The sequence below is a fragment of the Arthrobacter sp. 9MFCol3.1 genome, assembly GCF_000620385.1.
In the GTDB taxonomy this organism is placed as follows: Bacteria; Actinomycetota; Actinomycetes; order Actinomycetales; family Micrococcaceae; genus Arthrobacter.
On the sequence record NZ_JIBJ01000008.1, the window covers coordinates 96,975 to 115,434 of the forward strand.

16 protein-coding genes are annotated in these 18,460 nt (G+C 68.7%); 9 read left to right on the top strand and 7 right to left on the bottom strand.

What is annotated here, in order from left to right:
- Positions 1 to 34: 34 nt before the first annotated feature.
- Positions 35 to 1,045 (top strand): aldo/keto reductase, encoded by a 1,011-nt coding sequence (locus tag C560_RS0110280; RefSeq protein ID WP_231494313.1) that lies wholly within the window; start codon positions 35 to 37, stop codon positions 1,043 to 1,045.
- Between the two features lie 21 nt (positions 1,046 to 1,066).
- Positions 1,067 to 1,717, top strand: coding sequence for an MBL fold metallo-hydrolase (locus C560_RS0110285; RefSeq protein WP_018774115.1), 651 nt, complete (start codon positions 1,067 to 1,069; stop codon positions 1,715 to 1,717).
- Positions 1,718 to 1,813: 96 nt separating this feature from the next.
- On the opposite strand, the gene C560_RS0110290 is transcribed toward C560_RS0110285, so the two are convergent.
- Both C560_RS0110290 and C560_RS0110295 read right to left on the bottom strand, forming a co-directional pair.
- Positions 1,814 to 3,718: a DEAD/DEAH box helicase gene (locus C560_RS0110290; RefSeq protein WP_026538150.1), complete on the bottom strand. Its 1,905-nt coding sequence runs from the start codon at positions 3,716 to 3,718 to the stop codon at positions 1,814 to 1,816.
- Between the two features lie 344 nt (positions 3,719 to 4,062).
- Positions 4,063 to 4,380 carry a hypothetical protein gene (locus C560_RS0110295; RefSeq protein WP_231494314.1) on the bottom strand — a complete coding sequence of 106 codons (318 nt, stop codon included), beginning with the start codon at positions 4,378 to 4,380 and terminating at the stop codon, positions 4,063 to 4,065.
- Between the two features lie 257 nt (positions 4,381 to 4,637).
- On the opposite strand from C560_RS0110295, the gene C560_RS22630 reads away from it, so the two are divergent.
- The 3 genes from C560_RS22630 (at position 4,638) to C560_RS0110310 (ending at position 8,287) form a co-directional block, all read left to right on the top strand.
- Positions 4,638 to 5,621, top strand: a complete 984-nt coding sequence (locus C560_RS22630; protein WP_051533093.1) for a class I SAM-dependent methyltransferase — start codon at positions 4,638 to 4,640, stop codon at positions 5,619 to 5,621.
- Positions 5,618 to 6,310 (top strand): SAM-dependent methyltransferase, encoded by a 693-nt coding sequence (locus C560_RS0110305; protein WP_026538152.1) that lies wholly within the window; start codon positions 5,618 to 5,620, stop codon positions 6,308 to 6,310. The genes C560_RS22630 and C560_RS0110305 overlap by 4 nt, the downstream gene beginning before the upstream one ends.
- A gap of 456 nt (positions 6,311 to 6,766) precedes the next feature.
- Positions 6,767 to 8,287, top strand: coding sequence for an amino acid permease (locus tag C560_RS0110310; RefSeq protein ID WP_026538153.1), 1,521 nt, complete (start codon positions 6,767 to 6,769; stop codon positions 8,285 to 8,287).
- Positions 8,288 to 8,397: 110 nt separating this feature from the next.
- On the opposite strand, the gene C560_RS0110315 is transcribed toward C560_RS0110310, so the two are convergent.
- Together C560_RS0110315 and C560_RS0110320 are read right to left on the bottom strand one after the other, a co-directional pair.
- The gene (locus tag C560_RS0110315; RefSeq protein WP_026538154.1) at positions 8,398 to 9,843 is read right to left on the bottom strand and encodes an MFS transporter; all 1,446 of its coding nucleotides are present in this window, start codon (positions 9,841 to 9,843) and stop codon (positions 8,398 to 8,400) included.
- A 72-nt stretch (positions 9,844 to 9,915) separates the two neighbouring features.
- Positions 9,916 to 10,950: an Lrp/AsnC family transcriptional regulator gene (locus C560_RS0110320; RefSeq protein ID WP_231386305.1), complete on the bottom strand. Its 1,035-nt coding sequence runs from the start codon at positions 10,948 to 10,950 to the stop codon at positions 9,916 to 9,918.
- 170 nt (positions 10,951 to 11,120) lie between these two features.
- Here C560_RS0110320 and C560_RS0110325 point away from each other — a divergent pair, with 170 nt between their 5' ends.
- On the top strand, positions 11,121 to 12,389 hold the full coding sequence (locus C560_RS0110325; protein WP_026538155.1) for a M20 metallopeptidase family protein: 1,269 nt from the start codon (positions 11,121 to 11,123) through the stop codon (positions 12,387 to 12,389).
- A 24-nt stretch (positions 12,390 to 12,413) separates the two neighbouring features.
- Positions 12,414 to 13,703, top strand: coding sequence for an MFS transporter (locus C560_RS0110330; protein ID WP_026538156.1), 1,290 nt, complete (start codon positions 12,414 to 12,416; stop codon positions 13,701 to 13,703).
- 72 nt (positions 13,704 to 13,775) lie between these two features.
- Here the strand turns inward: C560_RS0110330 and C560_RS0110335 are convergent, their stop codons facing one another.
- Positions 13,776 to 15,044 carry an MFS transporter gene (locus tag C560_RS0110335; protein ID WP_051533094.1) on the bottom strand — a complete coding sequence of 423 codons (1,269 nt, stop codon included), beginning with the start codon at positions 15,042 to 15,044 and terminating at the stop codon, positions 13,776 to 13,778.
- Between the two features lie 118 nt (positions 15,045 to 15,162).
- Here C560_RS0110335 and trmB point away from each other — a divergent pair, with 118 nt between their 5' ends.
- Both trmB and C560_RS0110345 read left to right on the top strand, forming a co-directional pair.
- A complete protein-coding gene (gene trmB, locus C560_RS0110340) occupies positions 15,163 to 16,119 on the top strand; it encodes a tRNA (guanosine(46)-N7)-methyltransferase TrmB (RefSeq protein ID WP_018774105.1) in 957 nt (318 codons plus the stop codon).
- Positions 16,120 to 16,221: 102 nt separating this feature from the next.
- On the top strand, positions 16,222 to 17,028 hold the full coding sequence (locus C560_RS0110345; protein ID WP_026538158.1) for a DUF1206 domain-containing protein: 807 nt from the start codon (positions 16,222 to 16,224) through the stop codon (positions 17,026 to 17,028).
- A 69-nt stretch (positions 17,029 to 17,097) separates the two neighbouring features.
- On the opposite strand, the gene C560_RS0110350 is transcribed toward C560_RS0110345, so the two are convergent.
- Together C560_RS0110350 and C560_RS0110355 are read right to left on the bottom strand one after the other, a co-directional pair.
- Positions 17,098 to 17,781, bottom strand: coding sequence for an anti-sigma factor family protein (locus C560_RS0110350; protein WP_026538159.1), 684 nt, complete (start codon positions 17,779 to 17,781; stop codon positions 17,098 to 17,100).
- Entirely contained in the window at positions 17,778 to 18,287 is a 510-nt protein-coding gene (locus C560_RS0110355) for a sigma-70 family RNA polymerase sigma factor (RefSeq protein ID WP_026538160.1), read from the bottom strand. Before C560_RS0110355 ends, C560_RS0110350 begins: the two co-directional genes overlap by 4 nt.
- Between the last annotated feature and the right edge of the window lie 173 nt (positions 18,288 to 18,460).

Consider the following 18,460-nt stretch of genomic DNA (forward strand, 5'->3'; position numbering starts at 1 on the left):
TACGGAACCACTAAGTGTGCGAATGGAGACCCAGATGACGGCAGCAACAGTCCAGCTCGGCGACGGCCTCACGGTCAGCCCCCTGGGGTTCGGCGGCATGGCCCTGACCCCTGTCTACGGCGAGGTGGACCCGGCCGAAGCCCTGCGGACCCTGCATCACGCGGTGGACGCCGGCGTCAGCTTCATCGACACGGCGGACATCTACGGCGGGGGCAGCAACGAGGAGCTGATTGGGCGGCTGCTCAGGGAACGCCGCGGCGAAGTCCAGCTGGCCACCAAGTTCGGCCTCGTGGGCACACCGTCGGCCGGCTACACGGACATACGCGGCGACGCAGCCTACGTGCGGCAGGCGGTGGACCGCAGCCTGCAACGGCTGGGCACCGACACCATTGACCTGTACTACCTGCACCGCCGTGACCTCCGCGTTCCGATAGTGGAAACCGTGGAGGCCATGGCGGGGCTGGTACAGGCCGGCAAGGTGCGGCATCTGGGCCTGTCAGAGGTGACGGCCGAGGAGCTGCGCGAAGCAAACCGCATCTACCCGATCGCCGCGGTCCAGAGCGAATGGTCCATCTGGAGCCGCGACGTGGAACGCAACGTGGTGCCCGCCGCCGCCGAACTCGGGGTGGGCTTTGTGCCGTATTCGCCGCTGGGCCGGGGATTCCTCACCGGCACCGTGGACGCCTCGACGCTGGGCAGCAACGACTTCCGCCGCAACATCCCGCGTTTCGCCGCGGACGCTGCCAGCGCCAACCAGGGTGTGGTGGCGGCCGTGCAGGCGGTCGCTGCGGAACTGAGCGTCGCCGGGCAGGCTGCAACTCCCGCCCAGGTGGCGCTGGCCTGGCTGCTCGCGCAGGGCCGCAAGCTGGGACTGCCCGTGGTCCCCATTCCCGGCACGCGCAAGGCGGACCGGATCGACGAAAACCTGGGCGCCCTGGCCCTCGACTTCACCGCCGCGCAACTGAAGAAGCTCGACGCCGCCGCGGACGCCGTCGTCGGCTCCCGCTCCGCAGACCCCAACTGGGTGTCCCAGGGCCGTGAATAGCGGCTCCGTAGACTGAAGCCCATGGACTCGCTCATTCACTCTTTACGTGACATCACCATCCGCCGGATTTCGGTCGGCGAGATGGACAACAATGTTTACCTGCTCACGGCCAAGGCCTCCGGCGCGCAGCTCCTGATCGATGCGGCCGATGATCTGGCCGCCATCCAGGGGCTGCTCGCGGACGCCGCCGCGGATACTTCCGCGACGCCGAAGCTGGCGCTGGTTGCCACCACCCACCAGCACTGGGACCATGTCCGGGCGCTGCCGGGCCTGGTGGAAGCCACCGGCGTGAAGACGGCGGCCGGGACAGAGGATGCCCCGGAGCTGCCGGTGCCGGTGGATGTACTGCTGGATCACGGGGACGTCGGCAACTTCGACGGCTTCGACGTGACGGCTGTACACCTGCGCGGCCACACACCGGGTTCGATCGCCCTTGTGTACCAGGACCCCGAGGGGCCGGCCCACATCTTTTCCGGCGATTCGCTGTTCCCCGGCGGGGTAGGCAACACGCAGAAGGATCCGGCGCGGTTTGCCCAACTGATCACCGATGTCAGCGAGCGGCTGTTCGACGTGTATCCGGATGACACGGTGGTGCACCCGGGCCACGGCCAGCCCACGACCCTCGGTGCGGAACGCCCGCACCTGGAAGAGTGGCGCGCCCGCGGCTGGTAGGCCTGAAGACCTCATCGAGTGCTCCATAAACGCCGTTATGAACCTTCTAAACGGCAGTTCTGGAGCACTCGATGGTGGTTAGGGAGCGGTTGGGGATTAGCGGCTGCGGCGTTCGTTCGAGGCCGGAGCCGACGCGCGGCGCGGGCCGGCGCCGCGGGCCGGACGTCCTTCACCGGAACGGCCGTTGCCGCCGCCGGCGTAGGATCCACCCGAAGTGCCGCCGGTGTTGGAGGACCAGACAGCAGCGCTGCCTCCGGATTTGCTGCCAGCAGACTTGGCGCCGGCAGCTGCACGCTGGCCGGTTGCCGGACGTCCGCTGCGCTGGCCGCCGGCCGAAGCGCCGGCGCGGGGAGCGCCACCCGTGCGCGGTGCTCCGCTGCGGGGAGCCGAAGCGCCCCGGGCGTCGCTGCGTCCGTCTGCTGCGCGTCCGTCCGAACCGCGGCCGGCCGCGGCACGGCCGCCGGCGGCCGGAACATCGTTGTGGTGCGCATAGGCGGTGGTGCGGCCGCGGCCACGCGCATTCCGGCGCTCGGCGCGCTCGGCATCGGCGCGGTCCTGGTTCTGCTCGGCGACACGGTCGGCAGCGTTGCGGGCCGCAGCCTTGCCTTCGTAGGCGACGGCGCGGCGCTCGGCGCGCGGCAGGTCGGTCCGCGGCGCCTCAGCAGCCACCCGTCCACGTCCGCCACGGCCACCACGGCCACCCGCGGTGGGTGCAGCCTGGGTGGTGCGGCGGGCGCGCTTTCGCTCGGCGTTGGCGCCGGTGGAGGTGCCGCCACCGTGCTGCGCGGCCTTGGCTGCCAGCAGGGCGGCCCGGGTACGCGGATCGATCTTGTCGGCCATTTCGCCGACCAGTTCAGCAACCAGCGGGGAGTTGGCGGTGACGCGCTCGAAGTTGACCTCGACGCCGGCCGCCTTCATCAGCTTCTTGACGTCGGACTGCTGCTCGGGCAGGGTCAGCGTGACCACGGTGCCGTCGGAACCGGCGCGGGCCGTACGGCCTGAGCGGTGCAGGTACGCCTTGTGCTCCGTGGGCGGATCCACGTGGATGACCAGTTCGACGTCGTCGACGTGGACGCCGCGGGCCGCGACGTCGGTGGCCACCAGGACGCGGACATCGCCGGAGGAGAACTCGGCCAGGTTGCGGTCACGGGCGTTCTGCGAGAGGTTGCCGTGCAGGTCGACGGCGGGGATGCCGGCGTCGGTCAGGGTCTTGGCCAGCTTGCGGGCGTGGTGCTTAGTGCGCATGAAGAGCACGCGGCGGCCGGCGCCGGAGGCGAGCTCGACGATCAGCTGCTTCTTGACGGTCTGGTCGTTGACCACCAGCACGTGGTGTTCCATGGTGGTCACCGCGGCCTGCGGGTCGTCCACGGAGTGGGTCAGCGGGTTGGACAGGTAGCGCTGGACGATCTTGTCCACGCCGTTGTCCAGGGTGGCGGAGAACAGCAGGCGCTGGCCCTGGGTGGGGGTCATGTCCATGAGCTTCTTGACCACCGGGAGGAAGCCAAGGTCGGCCATGTGGTCGGCCTCGTCCAGGACGGTGATCTCGACTGCTTCGAGGGTCAGGATGCGCTGGCGGATCAGGTCCTCCAGGCGGCCTGGGCAGGCGATGACGATGTCGACGCCGGCGCGCAGGGCCTTTTCCTGGCGGGCCTGGGAGATGCCGCCGTAGATCACGGTGGTGGTCAGGCCCATGGCCTTGGCCATCGGCTCGATGGTCGCGTTGATCTGCGTGGCCAGCTCGCGGGTGGGAGCCAGGACCAGGCCCATCGGGCGGCCGGGCTTGCGGAAGTGCTTGGCTTCCCGCTCGGCGAGTCGTGCCACCAGCGGGATGGCGAATGCGATGGTCTTGCCGGAGCCGGTGCGGCCGCGGCCCAGGACGTCGCGTCCGGACAGCGTGTCGGGGAGGGTCTTGACCTGGATCGGGAAGGGCTCCACGATCCCCTGTGCGGTCAGGGTGTCGGCAAGTGCTTTGGGCGTGCCGAGGGCAGCAAATGTAGTCATGTGTTTCAAAGTCTTTCAGGCGGTATCCGTGCGGATATCGGCCCCCGATGCCGGTTGGCTCAAGGGTTCGCCGAAGAAAAGTCAGGTGATCAACCGGGCTGTTGCCAAACTTCAGCAAGCGGCCGCCGGGACCAAATGGAACGCGTTCATCGACGCAGGATGTGCCTCTCACATGAAAAAATCCCACTGCCTGCGTGCGGATTCCCGAAGGAAGCCGGCAGGGATCCGGCTGGCGGACCGAAGCCGGTCAACCGAATCAAAAGTGGGCATCACTGCACATCAAGTTCTAGTACTCTACCACCCAGCGGGCCCGGGTCCCGTATCCGTGACGGCCGGCCCGGCCCCTAGCCCACCAGGCTGGGGGCTTGGAACAGGGGCATGTGGGACGGGTGGGTGGATGCATGGGTGGATGTGTGGACGGGCGCTGGCGCCGGCGTGTTGGCCGGCCCCGGCGCGGCCGGCCGCAGGATCACGAGCGCCTCGGCGTCGATGAGGCGGCGGGTTCCCGTCCGGGCATCCAGGATCCAGAACAGGTCCACGCCTGTGACGGTCTGGGTCACCGGACCCCGGTGGAAGAGCTTCCCGTTATGCCACGCCTCGATCTCGTCGCCCACGTTCAACTCGGCCGAGCTGCGGATCTGCCGTGCTTCGTCAACGTCCATGGTCATTGCCCTTCCCCAGCGTTCAATGTCTTGGGCCCAGCATTCACGACACACGTTTCGGATTCGTTTCCGGAGCGTGATTTCCACGTGTCCGTCCGCCTGCGCGGCGTTTGAGGGGAAGCCCAGGCGGTGTATTGACCCTCGTTGCGTCCGGGAGGACCATGGTGGGCGGGAAGGGCCATACGACGGCGGGGCCATGAGGGGAGTCGGACGCAATGCCGGGAATAGTCTCCGCTGGCTTGTTTCGGGCCATCCAAGTGGCGTTGTTTCCCCTGAGCGCGGCCGGCTACTTCATGTCCGTCCCCGGAATGCTCGCCTACAGCCGGCGCACCGGCACGTCGGCCACGCTGCTCGCATCCCTCTACACGCGGTGGATGCAGCACCGCCTGGGAACACGGCCGGACGTCCCCGCGGCCCGGCTCATGGCCGTTGTGCCGAACGTGTCCTCGACTGGCATCCAGATGGAGACCGCCCCCACGCTCGCTGCCCACCTGCTCACGGGGTACGTGCCCAGGGTCTACCGCTATCCATACCCGGGGCTGGCGCCGATGCGCCACCAGCCGACAGCACGGACCAGCCTCTATGACGCGGCCGTTCAACGGCATCGCGGGGGCATCGACCAGCTCGTGATCCTCGGCGCGGGATTCGACACCCGGGCGTTCCGGCTTGCGCCCGAGGACCACGTGCGCTGCTTTGAACTCGACCTGCCCCGGACCCAGGCTTTCAAACTCGCGATGCTCGAGAAGGCAGGCCTCTCCACCCGCCTGGCCACGTACGTGCCCGCGGATTTCGAGACCGAGGACTGGATGGAGAAGCTGGTGGCGGCCGGTTTCGACCCGAGCCGGCCCGCACTGTTCCTCTGGGAAGCGGTGACCATGTACCTGGACCGCGCCTCGGTCGAGGCGACACTGCGCAAGATCGCCGGCACCGCCCCGGGCAGCCTCGTGGCCTTTGACTACTTCTCCAGGGAAACCATCGCCTCACGGTCGCCCTACATGCGATATGCCCGGGCTGCAGCGAGATTCGTCGGCGAGCCCCTGACCTTTGGCATCGACAACACTCCCCCGGCCAGGAAGAGCGCCGCGGACTTTGTTGGACGCTTCGGACTGGCCCTTGAGGAGCACAGAAATTTCGGCAGGGAGACCCGACGGCGGTCGGCGCCGGGCGGTTTCGCCACCGCCGTCGTGCCTGAAAACGGACAGCGAAACCCGGCGAACCGCCGTGATGAGGGGAAACCATGACACAACGCAGCCACAGCCACGAGCATGACGCCGCCGAACATGCGCCCGTCGAGGAGGCGGCGCCCGGTACCGCCGCCCGGATGTGGGATGAAAAGTACAGCAGCCGGTCCAGGATGTGGAGCGGGGAGCCGAATCCGCAACTCGTCGCCGAGGTGGCGGACCTTCCTGCCGGCGAGGCCCTGGACCTGGGGTGCGGCGAGGGCGCGGACGCGATTTGGCTCGCGGCCCGCGGTTGGAGCGTGACGGGCCTGGACGTTTCCGCCGTCGCCCTGGAGCGTGCGGCCGCCCACGCCCGGGAACGGGGCCAGGACGCCGCCATCGAGTGGGTGCAGCAGGATCTTGCCACCTGGGTCCCGGACCGGTTGTTCGACCTCGTCACGGCCCAGTTCCTGCATTCGACCCAGATGCCGTGGCAGCAGGCGTTGCAGCTCGCCGCGGCCGCGGTGCGGACCGGCGGGACGCTGCTGATCGTCGGCCATCACCCCGACGGGCTGCCTCCGTGGGGCGCGCACCATACGCCGGAGAAGTTCTTCACGGCCGAGGACCTTGCCCGGGAACTCCGGATCGAGGAGCCGCTGTGGCGCGCCGAGGTCCTGGACAGCCGGCGTCGCAGCGCCGTCGGACCCGACGGCGAGGCAGTGCCCCTCACGGATGCCGTGCTGCGGGCCACGCGCCTGGCCGCCCAGTAGGCTGCGCGGATTGGGCTGAACCTGAACGATTCGGGCGAGCGCGTCGCCCCCGCCGGGCAAAAATGTGACAAAAGACAGCGGACGACAACTGAAGCTAAGATGATCGACAGTTGTCGAACCTGCCCGCGGGTGGGCGATCCGCGGAAAGGCCATCACGGCGGCCGCGCCGGGCGGCCGGGCCGGCGTCGCGTTCTCCCCCGGAGTCCGCGAAGAATGCGGGTTCCGGGGCCGCTCCGGCACCGCGCGGGGGGCGCCGGTGCCGCCGGCGAACACGGCCCGTGACCGACCAGACGGTTTACACACGCGGGCCGACGTGACAACAGGGGCCGCGAAATACCGGCCCTAATCTTGATCTACCCGCCAAAACTGTTACCTCCGTCACATCCTGACGGAACTGTGCGGCCCGCATCGCGGAACCCCGCCCGTTGCGGCCGCCCGTGACAAGGAAGAAGCCTCATGTCTGAACGCACCACCACGGCCGCTCCGGCCACTGCAGAATCTGACATTGCCCAATCTGGAACCGCCGCCCCCGCCAACGGTGGTTCCGGCGCCGGGAACCGCGAGCCGCACCTCGCCCGGGCCCTCGGCAACCGCCACATCCAGCTGCTCGCCATCGGCGGCGCCATTGGCACCGGCCTGTTCATGGGGTCCGGAAAGACCATCTCGCTCGCCGGCCCGTCCGTCATCTTCGTCTACATGATCATCGGCTTCATGCTGTTCTTCGTAATGCGTGCCATGGGCGAGATCCTGCTCTCGAACCTTAACTACAAATCCTTCAGCGACTTCGCCGGGGACCTCCTGGGCCCGTGGGCCAGCTTCTTCACCGGCTGGTCCTACTGGTTCTTCTGGGTGGTCACCGGGGTGGCGGACATCGTCGCCATTTCCGGTTACGTTGACAAGCTCGCTCCCGGCACGCCCCTGTGGATCCCGGCGCTGCTCACGCCGGTGGTCCTGATCCTCCTGAACCTGCCCACCGTGAAGGCGTTCGGCGAAGCGGAGTTCTGGTTCGCCATCATCAAGGTGGTCGCCATCGTGGCCCTGATCGTCACCGGCGCGGTCATGATCGCCACCCACTTCACGTCCCCGAACGGCGCTGAAGCCAACCTCGCCAACATGTGGAACGACGGCGGCATGTTCCCGCACGGCATGTTCGGCTTCGTCCTCGGCTTCCAGATCGCCATCTTCGCCTTCGCCGGGATCGAACTGGTAGGCACCGCCGCCGCCGAAACCAAGGACCCGGAGAAGAACCTGCCGCGCGCCATCAACTCCATCCCGGTCCGTGTCCTCCTCTTCTATGTGGGCGCCCTGGTGGTCATCATGGCCGTCAATCCTTGGCGGACCATCGACCCCGCCAGCAGCCCGTTCATCGGCATGTTCACCCTCGCCGGGCTGGGGATCGCCGCTGTGGTCATCAACCTTGTGGTCCTGACCTCCGCCGCCTCCAGCGCCAACTCCGGAATCTACTCAACCTCCCGGATGGTCTACGGCCTCGCCCAGGACGGGAACGCCCCCAAGGCGTTTGGAAAGCTCAGCATCCGCAAAGTACCGCAAAACGCGCTGCTGTTCTCCTGCATCTTCCTGCTGGCCGGCCTGGTGCTGCTCTATTCCGGCGACTCCGTGATCGGCGCGTTCACGGTGGTCACGTCCGTGGCGTCCGTGCTGACCATGTTTGTGTGGTCCATGATCCTGGTCAGCTACATCGTCTTCCGCCGCCGCCGGCCGGCCCTGCACGCGGCCTCGTCCTTCAAGATGCCCGGCTCCGCCTTCATGCCGTACGTGGTGCTCGCGTTCTTCGTGTTTATGCTGGTGGCGCTGGGGCAGGCCGACGATACCCGCCTGGCACTCTTCGTGGCGCCGGTGTGGTTCCTGCTGCTCGGCGCGGCCTGGCACTTCAACCGCAAGTCCCCGCTGCAGCAGGCCCGGATTGTGGAATGGAAGGCCGTCCGCTCACAGGAGGAAGCCCGCGCGGCTGCCTGATCCGTAGATTGTGATGCACAGGAGCCCCGGCCGGATCATCCGGCCGGGGCTCCTGTGCTCTGCCGTCATGTGCTGTGCTTTTATGTGCTGTGCCTTTACGCGCTGTGCCTTTACGCGCGTTTGCTGACGGCGGCCGGGACGACGGCGACGCGCGGCGCGACGGCCACGGCGGCGGTCCCGATCACCGCCGTCAGCGCGAACACTCCAGCAAACGACGCCGACGGCGCCGCCGTCGCGAATGCGGCGAACACGATTCCGGTGCCGGCGAGGGCCAGCGCGCCGCCCAGGGAATCCGAAATGGACATCGCCGAACTGTTGAAGCCCTCGGTGTCCTTGGTGGAGAGGGCCAGGGTCATGACGCTCAGCCGCGGATACATCAGGCCCATGCCGCCCCCGGCGAAGATCCATCCCGCGATCGCGACGGCGGCCGGCCAGGCCAGCACCGTGGTCACGAGGGCCAGGACGACCGCGCCAAGGACCAGGGCCGAGCCGATCCGCACCGCTTTCCGGTGCTCCAGCCGGGTCCCCAGCCGGCCCTGGATGGCCGACGCCGCCGCCCAGGCGATGGCGCCGCCGGTGAGCGTGAGGCCCGCAAACGTCGGGGCGAAGGCGTAGCGTTCCACGAGCAGGTACGGCAGGTAGACCTCGGCGCCGAAGAATGCCGCGGACGCGAGCCCGCGGGTGAGGATCACGCTCGGCAGGCCGCGCCGGGCGGTCAGCGTTCCGCGCGGCATGAGGGGACGGACGGCCAGCAGTGCGACGGCGACGGCGACGGCCGCCAGCACCCCACCGGCGACCGGTACCGCTGCGGACAGGTTCAGGCCCAGCACGGCGAGCGCCGCCAGCGCCGCCAGCGCCAACTTGGCAAGGCCGCCCGGCGGACGGCCGCCGGACGCAGGCTCCGGGGAATCTCCGGCGGCGCCCGGGCTGCCGTTCAGGCCGCGCAGGGCCGGGGCCGTCAGGAGCAAGGCCGGGACCACGAGTCCGACCACGCCGAGAAAGACCCACTGCCAGCCGGCCAGTTGGGCCACGGCGCCGGCCGCGAACGGCCCCACGAGGGACGGGATGACCCAGGCCGCGGAGAAGGCGGCGAAGATTTTCGGATGCAGGACCGGCGGGTAAACCCGGGCAATGACCACATACAGGGCCACGGTAAGCCCGCCCCCACCGAGTCCCTGCACCAGCCGGCCGGAGACGAGGACCGGCATGGTTCCGGCAGTACCGGCGATGAGCAGGCCGAGCACGAACATGCCCACCGCGGCCAGGAGCGGCGCCACCGGCCCCTTGCGGTCCGACCAGCTGCCCGCGGCCACCATGCCAATCACCCCGGTGGCGAGCGGCCCGGCGAAGGCCAAGGCGTAGAGTCCCGCACCGTCCAGTTCCCGGCTGACGAGCGGCATGATGGTGGTCACCGCCAGGGACTCGAAGGCCGCCAGGAACACCAGCGCGCAGGCGCCGAGTGTCACCAGCAGGTAGCTGCGGTGGAAGATGCCGGCCGATTCCGGGACGGACTTCGGACGGGATTCCCGATGAGGAGGCGGGTCGGTCTGTGGCACGTGCCACAGCTTACAACCGGGCCCGCCGCGCCCCGCCTGCCGGTTGGCCTGTCAGCTGCCGGCCGGCCGCCGTCAGTCCGCCTCGTCGAACCCCTGGGCAGGAACCACGACGGCGCCACTGGCCCTGGAGTCCGGATTCAGCAGCCAGCCCACACGCTTGACCGTGCTCAGCATGACGACGCTTTCCACGAGCTCGATCCCCGGCACCTTTTGCTGCAGCGCCACCTCGATGTTCATGACATCCGCCAGGGACTGCAGCCACATAATGATCACGAAATTCGTAGGCCCCGTGGTGGAGGCGCTGAGCCGGACGTTCCGCATGGTCCTCAGCTCGGCGGCGGCTGCCTCGTGCCGACCGGCGGGGACGTTGACGAACCATTGGCAGGTCACGGGGAAAGCGGAGAGCTTCTGGGCCACCTCGCACCGGAATGACAGGATGCCGCTGGCGAGCACACGGTTGAGCTGGCGCTGGACGGTGGCAGGGTGCCTGCCCAGGCCGCGGGCGATGTCCGCCGCCGTGGCCCGCCCGTCCCTGGCCAGGAACGGCAGGAGCGCCAGGTGGCTCTCCGGCAACGCCTCACGGGCGGCGGCCTGGGCAACCCCTGTGGCCTCGGGGCCGGCCAGCGCCCGCACGGCGGCCTGCTGCGCCCGGCTCAACACGTTCAGCCGCCAGGAGCCGCCGCTCGCGTGCAGCCTGGTGCAGAGGGCGGTCTGATATTTGAGGAGGCCGTCAATCTCCTTCAGCCGCGAGATGACTTTCAGGCTGAAATCGTCCAGGGAGGGCGTAATGACGGTCAGCATAAGGTCCCGGTGGCTGGCCGCCTCCTCCACCGTGACAATTTCCGGCATCTCGGCGAGCCTGGCGGTGACTTCCTCGCGCCGGTGCATTTCACAATCCACGGCCACGAACGCCAGGCACATCTGCTGGGGATCGCCGATCAGGTGCGCGGTGATCCAGGACACCCCAGAGTCCAGCAGCCGCTGCCACCGGGCGGCGAGGGTGGTGGCGTGCACGCCCAGCACCTGGGCCGCATCCGCCCAGCTCAGGCGCGGGGCAATCTGCAGGACGTTGATCAGGGCAAGATCGTCCTCGCTGAGTTCCACCATTTTTCCCTTCATCCATGCACGAAACCTGCGGCAACAGTCTATTCCTGCATTTTTTCTGGCCTTTGCATGGGTGTGAACCATGTCACTTGAGAATAGACGCAGGACGTCCTCGCCGGACGCGAAGCAAGCCCATTCGCCAACCAAGCGATTTCGACAAACAAGGAGAACACGTGCCGATCACCGCAGACGCCCGGGAAATGCAGACGGACCTTGCCCGGCTCCGCCATGAACTGCACCGGGAACCCGAGATCGGCCTTGCGCTGCCCCGCACCCAGGAGAAGGTGCTCAGGGCCCTGGACGGGCTTCCCTACGAGATCACCCTGGGCCAGGACACGACGTCGGTCACCGCGGTACTGCGGGGCCAGGGGTCCGGGACCGAAGCGGGCTCCCGCCCGGCGGTGCTGCTGCGCGCCGATATGGACGGCCTGCCGGTGCAGGAGAAAACGGGCGTGGACTACACGTCCCGGACCGACGGCGCCATGCACGCCTGCGGTCACGACCTGCACACTGCCATGCTGGCAGGAGCCGCCACGCTCCTGGCCGAACGCCGGCACCAACTGGCCGGCGACGTCGTCCTGATGTTCCAGCCGGGCGAGGAAGGCTTCGACGGCGCCAGCCACATGATCCGCGAAGGCGTGCTGGATGCCGCCGGCCGGCGAGTGGACGCCGCCTATGGCATGCACGTGTTTTCCGCCCTGGAACCGCACGGCACGTTCTGCACCAAGCCCGGCGTCATGCTGAGTTCCTCCGACGGCCTGGTGGTCACCGTGCTCGGCGCCGGCGGCCACGGGTCGGCCCCGCACTCCGCCAAGGACCCCGTCACGGCGGCCGCCGAGATGGTCACTGCCCTCCAAGTCATGATCACCCGCCAGTTCAACATGTTCGACCCCGTAGTCCTCTCCGTGGGAGTCCTCCAGGCCGGCACCAAGCGCAACATCATCCCGGAAACCGCACGCATCGAGGCCACCATCAGGACCTTCTCCGAGGAAGCCCGGCAGAAAATGATGGACGCCGTGCCGCGCCTGCTGAAGGGAATCGCGGCGGCGCACGGCCTCGAGGTCGACGTCGACTACCAGCAGGAGTATCCGCTGACCATCACGGACGAGGACGAAACGCACACCGCGGAGAATGTCATTGCGGGCCTGTTCGGCGACTCCCGGCTCTCCCGCTGGGCCACCCCGCTGAGCGGCTCCGAAGACTTCTCGAGGGTTCTGGCCGAGGTCCCCGGCACGTTCATCGGGCTGAGCGCCGTCCCCCGGGACGCCGACCATGCCACCTCCGCGTTCAACCACTCCCCGTACGCCACGTTCGACGACGGCGTGCTGGCTGACGGCGCCGCACTCTACGCCGAGCTCGCCATCTCAAGGCTGGCCGCACTCGCGGCCGCCGACGCTCCCGCCGCGGCCAACGCTGTTGCCGCCGCCTCCGCCCTTTCCTAGCCCGCACCCCCGAGGGAGAAGACCATGACTGCAGCCACGATCACGCCGGCGGCAACCCGAACATCCACCCGCAAGACGCTCATCGGCACCGGCATCGGCAATGCCGTCGAATGGTACGACTGGGCCATCTACGCCACGTTCACGCCGTTCATCGCCAGCCAGCTTTTCAGCAAGTCGGATCCTGCGTCCGCGGTGCTGTCCACGCTGGCGATTTTCGCCGTCGGCTTCGTCGCCCGGCCTTTCGGCGGCTTCCTCTTCGGTTGGATCGGTGACCGGATCGGCCGGAAGGCTTCGATGACCCTGGCCGTGGGGCTGGCGTCGGTGGGCAGCCTGATGATCGGCATCGCGCCGACGTTCGCGGCCGTCGGCGTCTGGGCATCGCTCACGCTCCTGGTGGCGCGCCTGATCCAGGGCCTGGCCCACGGCGGCGAACTGCCGTCGTCGCAGACGTACCTGTCCGAAATGGCGCCGAAGGAACACCGCGGCTTCTGGGCCACCCTGATCTACACCTCCGGCACCGTGGGCATCCTGTTCGGAACCCTGCTCGGCGCCGTGCTGAACATGAGCCTGAGCACCGAAGTCATGAACGCGTGGGGCTGGCGCATCCCGTTCCTCATCGGCGCGGCCATGGGACTCTACGCGCTGATCATGCGGTCCCGGCTGCACGAAACGGACGTCTTTGAAGGTGAGGCCTCGGCGGAGAAGCGCGCACCGATCTGGCCGCAGATCGTCCGCCACCGCAAGCAGGCCCTCCAGGTGATCGGCCTGACGGTCGGCCTGACCGTCATCTACTACATCTGGGGTGTCGTCGCTCCCAGCTACGCCACCACCGCCCTGAAGATCGACCGGGGCGAGGCCCTGTGGGCCGGCGTGATCGGCAACATCGTCTTCATCGCGGCGCTGCCCTTCTGGGGCAAGCTGGCGGACCGGATTGGACGCAAGAAAGTGCTGTGGGCCGGTGCGATCGGCGCAGGCATCATGCACTTCCCGATGACCGCCCTGCTCAAGGATTCCGCCTGGCAGCTGGCCGTCAGCATGTCCGTCATGCTGATCTTCATCGCCGCCAGCGCGGCGATCGTCCCGGCCGTCTACGCCGAGCTGTTCCCCACCAGCATCCGCACCGTGGGCGTCGGAGTGCCCTACTCGATCTGTGTGGCCGTGTTCGGCGGAACCGCGCCCTATCTGCAGCAGTGGCTCGGCACCACCGTGCAGATGCCGCAGCTGTTCAATGTGTACGCCGTGCTGCTGCTCGCCATCTCCGCGGCCTTCGTCTTCACCATCCCGGAAACGAAAGGCAAGGACCTCACCCTCTGATCCGGGCCGGCCAACTGACTCGCAGCAGGGGCCGTCTTCAGGTTCCATAACGGCTCCTGCGAGTCAGTTGGGTTAGCCGATGAAGCGGTCCCGCCCGGCTCGGTACCCGAACACCGCGGCGAGCGAGCCCACCAGCATGAACAGCACACCCGCCGCGGCAAAGGACCCGGTGGACTGGTGCAGCTGGCCGACCAGGAGCGTGCCGCTGGAGCCAACCCCGTAGCCCACGCCCTGCATCATCCCGGAGAGGTGGGCCGCGGTGTGCCCGTCCCGGGTGCGGACCATGATCAGCGTCAGCGCGGCGGCGGTCAGGCTCCCCTGCCCCAGGCCGAGCAGCCCGGTCCACAGCCAAAGGAAGTCCACAGGCCCGAAGATGCTCAGCGCGAAGCCTCCGCCGGTCATGAGCGCCACCGCGGTGTTGAGGGCGCGCTGGTCCCGGAACCGGGTGGCCAGCGCCGGCGCGAACAGCGAGCCGAGCATCTGCAGCACAATCGAGGCCGAGACGATCAGGCCGGCCGTGCCGCCGTCCACTCCGCGTTCGCGCAGGATCGGTGCCAGCCAGGCGAAGACGCTGAAGGACATCATGGCCTGCAGGACCATGAACCCGGTCACCTGCCAGGCCACGGCGGAACGCCAGACGTTGACGCCGCCGGCCGGCCGCGCCGCCCCGCCGGGACGGGCCCGGAGCGCCGGCGGCAGGAACAGCAGAAGGACGACGCCGGCCGGCAGCGCCCAGAACCAGAGCGCCGCCGTCCACTCCCCGCTCGCGCGGAAGACCGGGAACGTGAAGCCGGCACCGAGCGCGGCCGAGGCGCAGATCGCCGTGGTGTACAGGCCGCCCATGAGGCCCAGGCGATGTGGGAAGTCACGCTTGACCACGCCCGGCAGCAGCACGTTGCAGAGTGAAATTGCGGCGCCGCACGCGGCGGTTCCGGCGAGCAGAGCCGGAAGGTGGCCGGCCGCCGGCAGCTCCACGGGCCGCAGCAGCAGCCCGGCAGTGAGTACCGCCATGGCACCGAGCAGCACCCGTTCGGCCCCGAACCGGCGTGCCAGCCCAGGAGCCAGCGGGGCGAACACGCCGAGCAGGGTCACCGGGACGGTGGTGAGCACCATGACCGCCCAGGCCGGCAGCCCGGCGTCGGCGGCCACCTCCGGCAGTACCGCAGCGAAGCTCGAAAAGACTGTGCGCAGGTTTAGCCCGATCAGGACCAGGCAGATCCCCAGATACGCGAGCTGCCGGCGGCCGGCGGCACGCGTCGGCCCGGCGGGGCCGTCCCGGAGGGCGGCGCCGGCCGAATGGGCCAACGCGTCGGTTTTCCCAGCTGAGGTCACCCGCCCCATTCTTGCAGCCCCGCTTCTTTACCCCTATCCCGTCACCCCTCCTCCGCGGCCGGTCCGCGGGGAGCCTAAGGGATCCCCCGGGCGGCCCGGGCCGGCGAACTCAACTATTCTGGAAGGGATGAGCGAATCCCCAGAATCCCCCGGCATGCCGGCAAACCCGGAGTCCGGCGCCCCGGACGAGACCCAGCTGCCGCGCCCCGTGACCCCCGGCAGCCAAGCCTCGTTCGGGACGTACGGAGGCCGTCCGGTGAGCTTCGTGCGCCGCGGCACGCGCCTGCAGGGCCGCCGCCAGGCGGCCTGGGAGGAACACGCGGACCGTTGGGCGGTTGAGGTCCCCCGCCATGTCGCCAACACCTCCGTCCACCCGGACTATGTGTTCGACGCGGAGGCCGAATTCGGCCGTACGGCTCCGCTGGTGGTCGAGATCGGCTCCGGACTGGGCGATGCCGTGTGCCACGCCGCGGAGCAGAACCCGGACACGGACTTCCTGGCCGTGGAGGTGTACACCCCCGGCCTGGCCAACACTTTGATCAAGATCAACAGTCGCGGGCTGAGCAACGTGCGGGTGGTCGAGGCGAACGCGCCCGAGGTGCTGGCAACCATGCTCCCGGCCGGCTCCGTCACGGAACTCTGGGTGTTCTTCCCGGATCCGTGGCACAAGTCCCGGCACCACAAGCGCCGCCTCATTCAACCGGCTTTCGCTGATCTCGCCGCCCGGGCCATCAAACCTGGCGGCACCTTCCGGATCGCGACCGACTGGTCCAACTACGCCGTTCATGTCCGCGAGGTCATGGCGGGCTCGGCAGAGTTCGAGAACCTGCACGAGGGCGAGCGCGCCGGTGCGGACAGCCCCCTGACCCAGGTGTGGGAATCCGGCGTCGAGTCCCGCGTGGGCGGAGCCCCCGTCAAGGAAGGCCGGGCGCCCGTCAGCACCGAGCACACCGGGCCCAACGAGGGCGTCGACGGGACCGGCGGGTGGGCGCCGCGGTTTGAGGGCCGCATTCTGACCAGCTTCGAAAACAAGGCGCACGAAGCCGGCCGCCTGATCTTCGACCTCAGCTACCGCCGAATTTAGGCACCCCGGTGCGCGGGCACCTTTTGCTGAGCGGCTTCGCGTGGCACGATTACGGAACGAATCACGCTGGGTAGTACTAAGGAAACGATCATCAAACGAGAAATGAAGGACGCTGCTGACGTCGCCGAGGACGTCACCAATTCGAAGCCCCTCGAAATTGCAGCGCGGGCCGGGTTCGCCGTGTCGGGGTTGCTGCACTTCCTCATCGGGCTGGTCGCGATCCGGCTCGCCATGGGCGGCCAGGGCCAGGCCGATGTCAGCGGCGCGGTGGAGGAGCTCGCCGGGCAGCCGGCGGGGCCGTTGCTGCTCTGGACTTCCTTTGCCGCCTGCGTTGCGCTGGCCATCTGGCAGACGTCCGACGCCATTTTCGATTTCGGGCACCTGCCGACCAAGAAGAAGGTCGGCAAGAAACTCAAAGCAGCCCTGCAGGCCGTGGTCTACGCCGTGTTCGCCCTGACGCTCGCGTCGGTCGCCACCGGGGCCGGCTCCAACAACCGCGAGTCAACCAGCGATTTCACCGCAAACCTCATGAAGGCACCGGGCGGCGTCGCGCTCCTGGTGGTCATCGGCGCCGCCGTAGCCATCACCGGGATCGTCTACGCGATCCGCGGCTTCAAGAAGTCCTTCATCAAGTACCTGCGCATGCCCTCCCAGCCGCAGGCCCGCACCGCGGTGACGGTGATCGGCATGGTGGGCTATGTTGCCAAGGGCTTTGCCCTGCTGCTGGTGGGCCTGCTCATCATCATCGCCACGGTGAAGGCACACCCCGAGGAGTCAACCGGGCTCGACGGCAGCCTGAAGGCCCTGCGGGAGCAGCCGTTCGGCGTGTACTTGCTGGCCGCAGTGGGTGTGGGGCTGATCTGCTATGGCATCTACATGGCGGTGCGGGCCAAGCTCGCGAAGATGTAGGTTCGCGCCGACTTCCGGATCCCGGACCGATTTTCCGGATCCCGGAGCCGCCGTGCCGCCAGGGGTGGGCTACCCCTGCGGCACGGCGATGACAGCCACGGTCTGCTGCTGCTCGTCGCGCATCTCGACACTGGCGATTTTGGCCAGCTGCACCGGCGTCGCCCCGGTGATCCGGACCCGCCCGGTGGGCGTGGCCGTCCACGCGCAGGCACGGTCCACGCCGCCGTCGCGGTCCTTCACCCAGAGCGAGAGGGTCCCGGCGACGGGCAGGCTGCGGCCGTCCACCGCCAGTTCGGTGCCCCAGGTTTTCTTGACGAGCCCCACCGTGACCTCCAGCCCGCTGCTGGCCGCAACGGAATAGCTCGCGTCCGGCTTGGCGGGTTGGTTCAGCAGTGGACCGGCCATGATCCCCAGCCCCAGGCAGGCGGCGGCCGCCGCGGCCACCGCCAACGTCCACCGGCGCCTCACCTTCCGGCGTCGGGCGGCGAGCTCGTCCAGGAGCCGGCGCGGGACAGGTTCGGGTTCCGGCGGAACCAGCGCGCGTTCCCGGGCGGCCGCAGCCGCGGCCGTGAGCGCGACGGCGTCGGAGACCGGGATCGCGTCCAGCAGCGCGGGGAGGCTGGCAAGGTCGTCCAGCTCCTGGCGGCAGTCCGCGCACCCGGCAAGATGCTGCTCGAAGGCCGCGGCTTCGGCCGGGTCCAGCCCGCCGAGCAGGTACGCGCCGAGGAGGTGATGCAGCTCGGTCCCGTTCACTGCTGCACCCCCATTTCGTCGAGGATTGTCCGTAGGGCCCGCACGGCGTAGAACGCCCGGGACTTCACCGTGCCGCTGGGGATCTTCAATTGGGCGGATGCCTCCTGGACTGTGTAGCGGCGGTAGTGGAGCGCGACAAGGACTTCGCGGTGCTCCGCGCTGAGCCGCAGCAACGCCTCTTCCATCAGCACCTTGTTGAGCAGCTCGTCGATGCGCCCGGCGCCGACGCCGCCTTCCGGGAGGGCCTGGACATCGCGGTCGCCGGCTTCCTGTGGCCGCCGCTGGGCCTTGCGGTAGTTGTCGATCATGATGTTGCGGGCCGTCCGGAACAGGTAGCTGCGCAGGCTGCCGGTGATCTGCGGCGCCTGCTGCCAGACCCGCAGCACCGTCTCCTGGACCACGTCGTCGGCGAGCTGAGGATCCCGGGAGACGCTAAGGACAAAGCGCTTCAGGGCCGTTCCGTGGTCGCGGTAGATCGCAGCCACCACGTCTTCGTCCAGCGGCATTGCCCACCTCCCGGGAACCTTGTTCTGCCCCTGTAAGACGTACGGGCAGGCCCAATAGTTCAGTGTGCCCCAGGACTGCCCGACACGAACATGTCGGTTCCGCCTGAACCATTCCGCGCTCCATGGCGTCGTATCCGGTAGCGCCGGCCTCCGAGTTGGGCTGGCTCGAGTCT

Excerpts from the sequence above, each read along its gene's own strand:
- C560_RS0110345 (WP_026538158.1), top strand. The coding sequence starts at position 16,222 with ATGAAGGACGCTGCTGACGTCGCCGAGGACGTCACCAATTCGAAGCCC.
- C560_RS0110335 (WP_051533094.1), bottom strand. The coding sequence starts at position 15,044 with ATGGGGCGGGTGACCTCAGCTGGGAAAACCGACGCGTTGGCCCATTCG.
- C560_RS0110305 (WP_026538152.1), top strand. The coding sequence starts at position 5,618 with ATGACACAACGCAGCCACAGCCACGAGCATGACGCCGCCGAACATGCG.
- C560_RS0110290 (WP_026538150.1), bottom strand. The coding sequence starts at position 3,718 with ATGACTACATTTGCTGCCCTCGGCACGCCCAAAGCACTTGCCGACACC.
- C560_RS0110355 (WP_026538160.1), bottom strand. The coding sequence starts at position 18,287 with ATGCCGCTGGACGAAGACGTGGTGGCTGCGATCTACCGCGACCACGGA.
- trmB (WP_018774105.1), top strand. The coding sequence starts at position 15,163 with ATGAGCGAATCCCCAGAATCCCCCGGCATGCCGGCAAACCCGGAGTCC.
- C560_RS0110330 (WP_026538156.1), top strand. The coding sequence starts at position 12,414 with ATGACTGCAGCCACGATCACGCCGGCGGCAACCCGAACATCCACCCGC.
- C560_RS0110280 (WP_231494313.1), top strand. The coding sequence starts at position 35 with ATGACGGCAGCAACAGTCCAGCTCGGCGACGGCCTCACGGTCAGCCCC.
- C560_RS0110285 (WP_018774115.1), top strand. The coding sequence starts at position 1,067 with ATGGACTCGCTCATTCACTCTTTACGTGACATCACCATCCGCCGGATT.
- C560_RS0110320 (WP_231386305.1), bottom strand. The coding sequence starts at position 10,950 with ATGGTGGAACTCAGCGAGGACGATCTTGCCCTGATCAACGTCCTGCAG.
- C560_RS0110310 (WP_026538153.1), top strand. The coding sequence starts at position 6,767 with ATGTCTGAACGCACCACCACGGCCGCTCCGGCCACTGCAGAATCTGAC.
- C560_RS0110295 (WP_231494314.1), bottom strand. The coding sequence starts at position 4,380 with ATGGACGTTGACGAAGCACGGCAGATCCGCAGCTCGGCCGAGTTGAAC.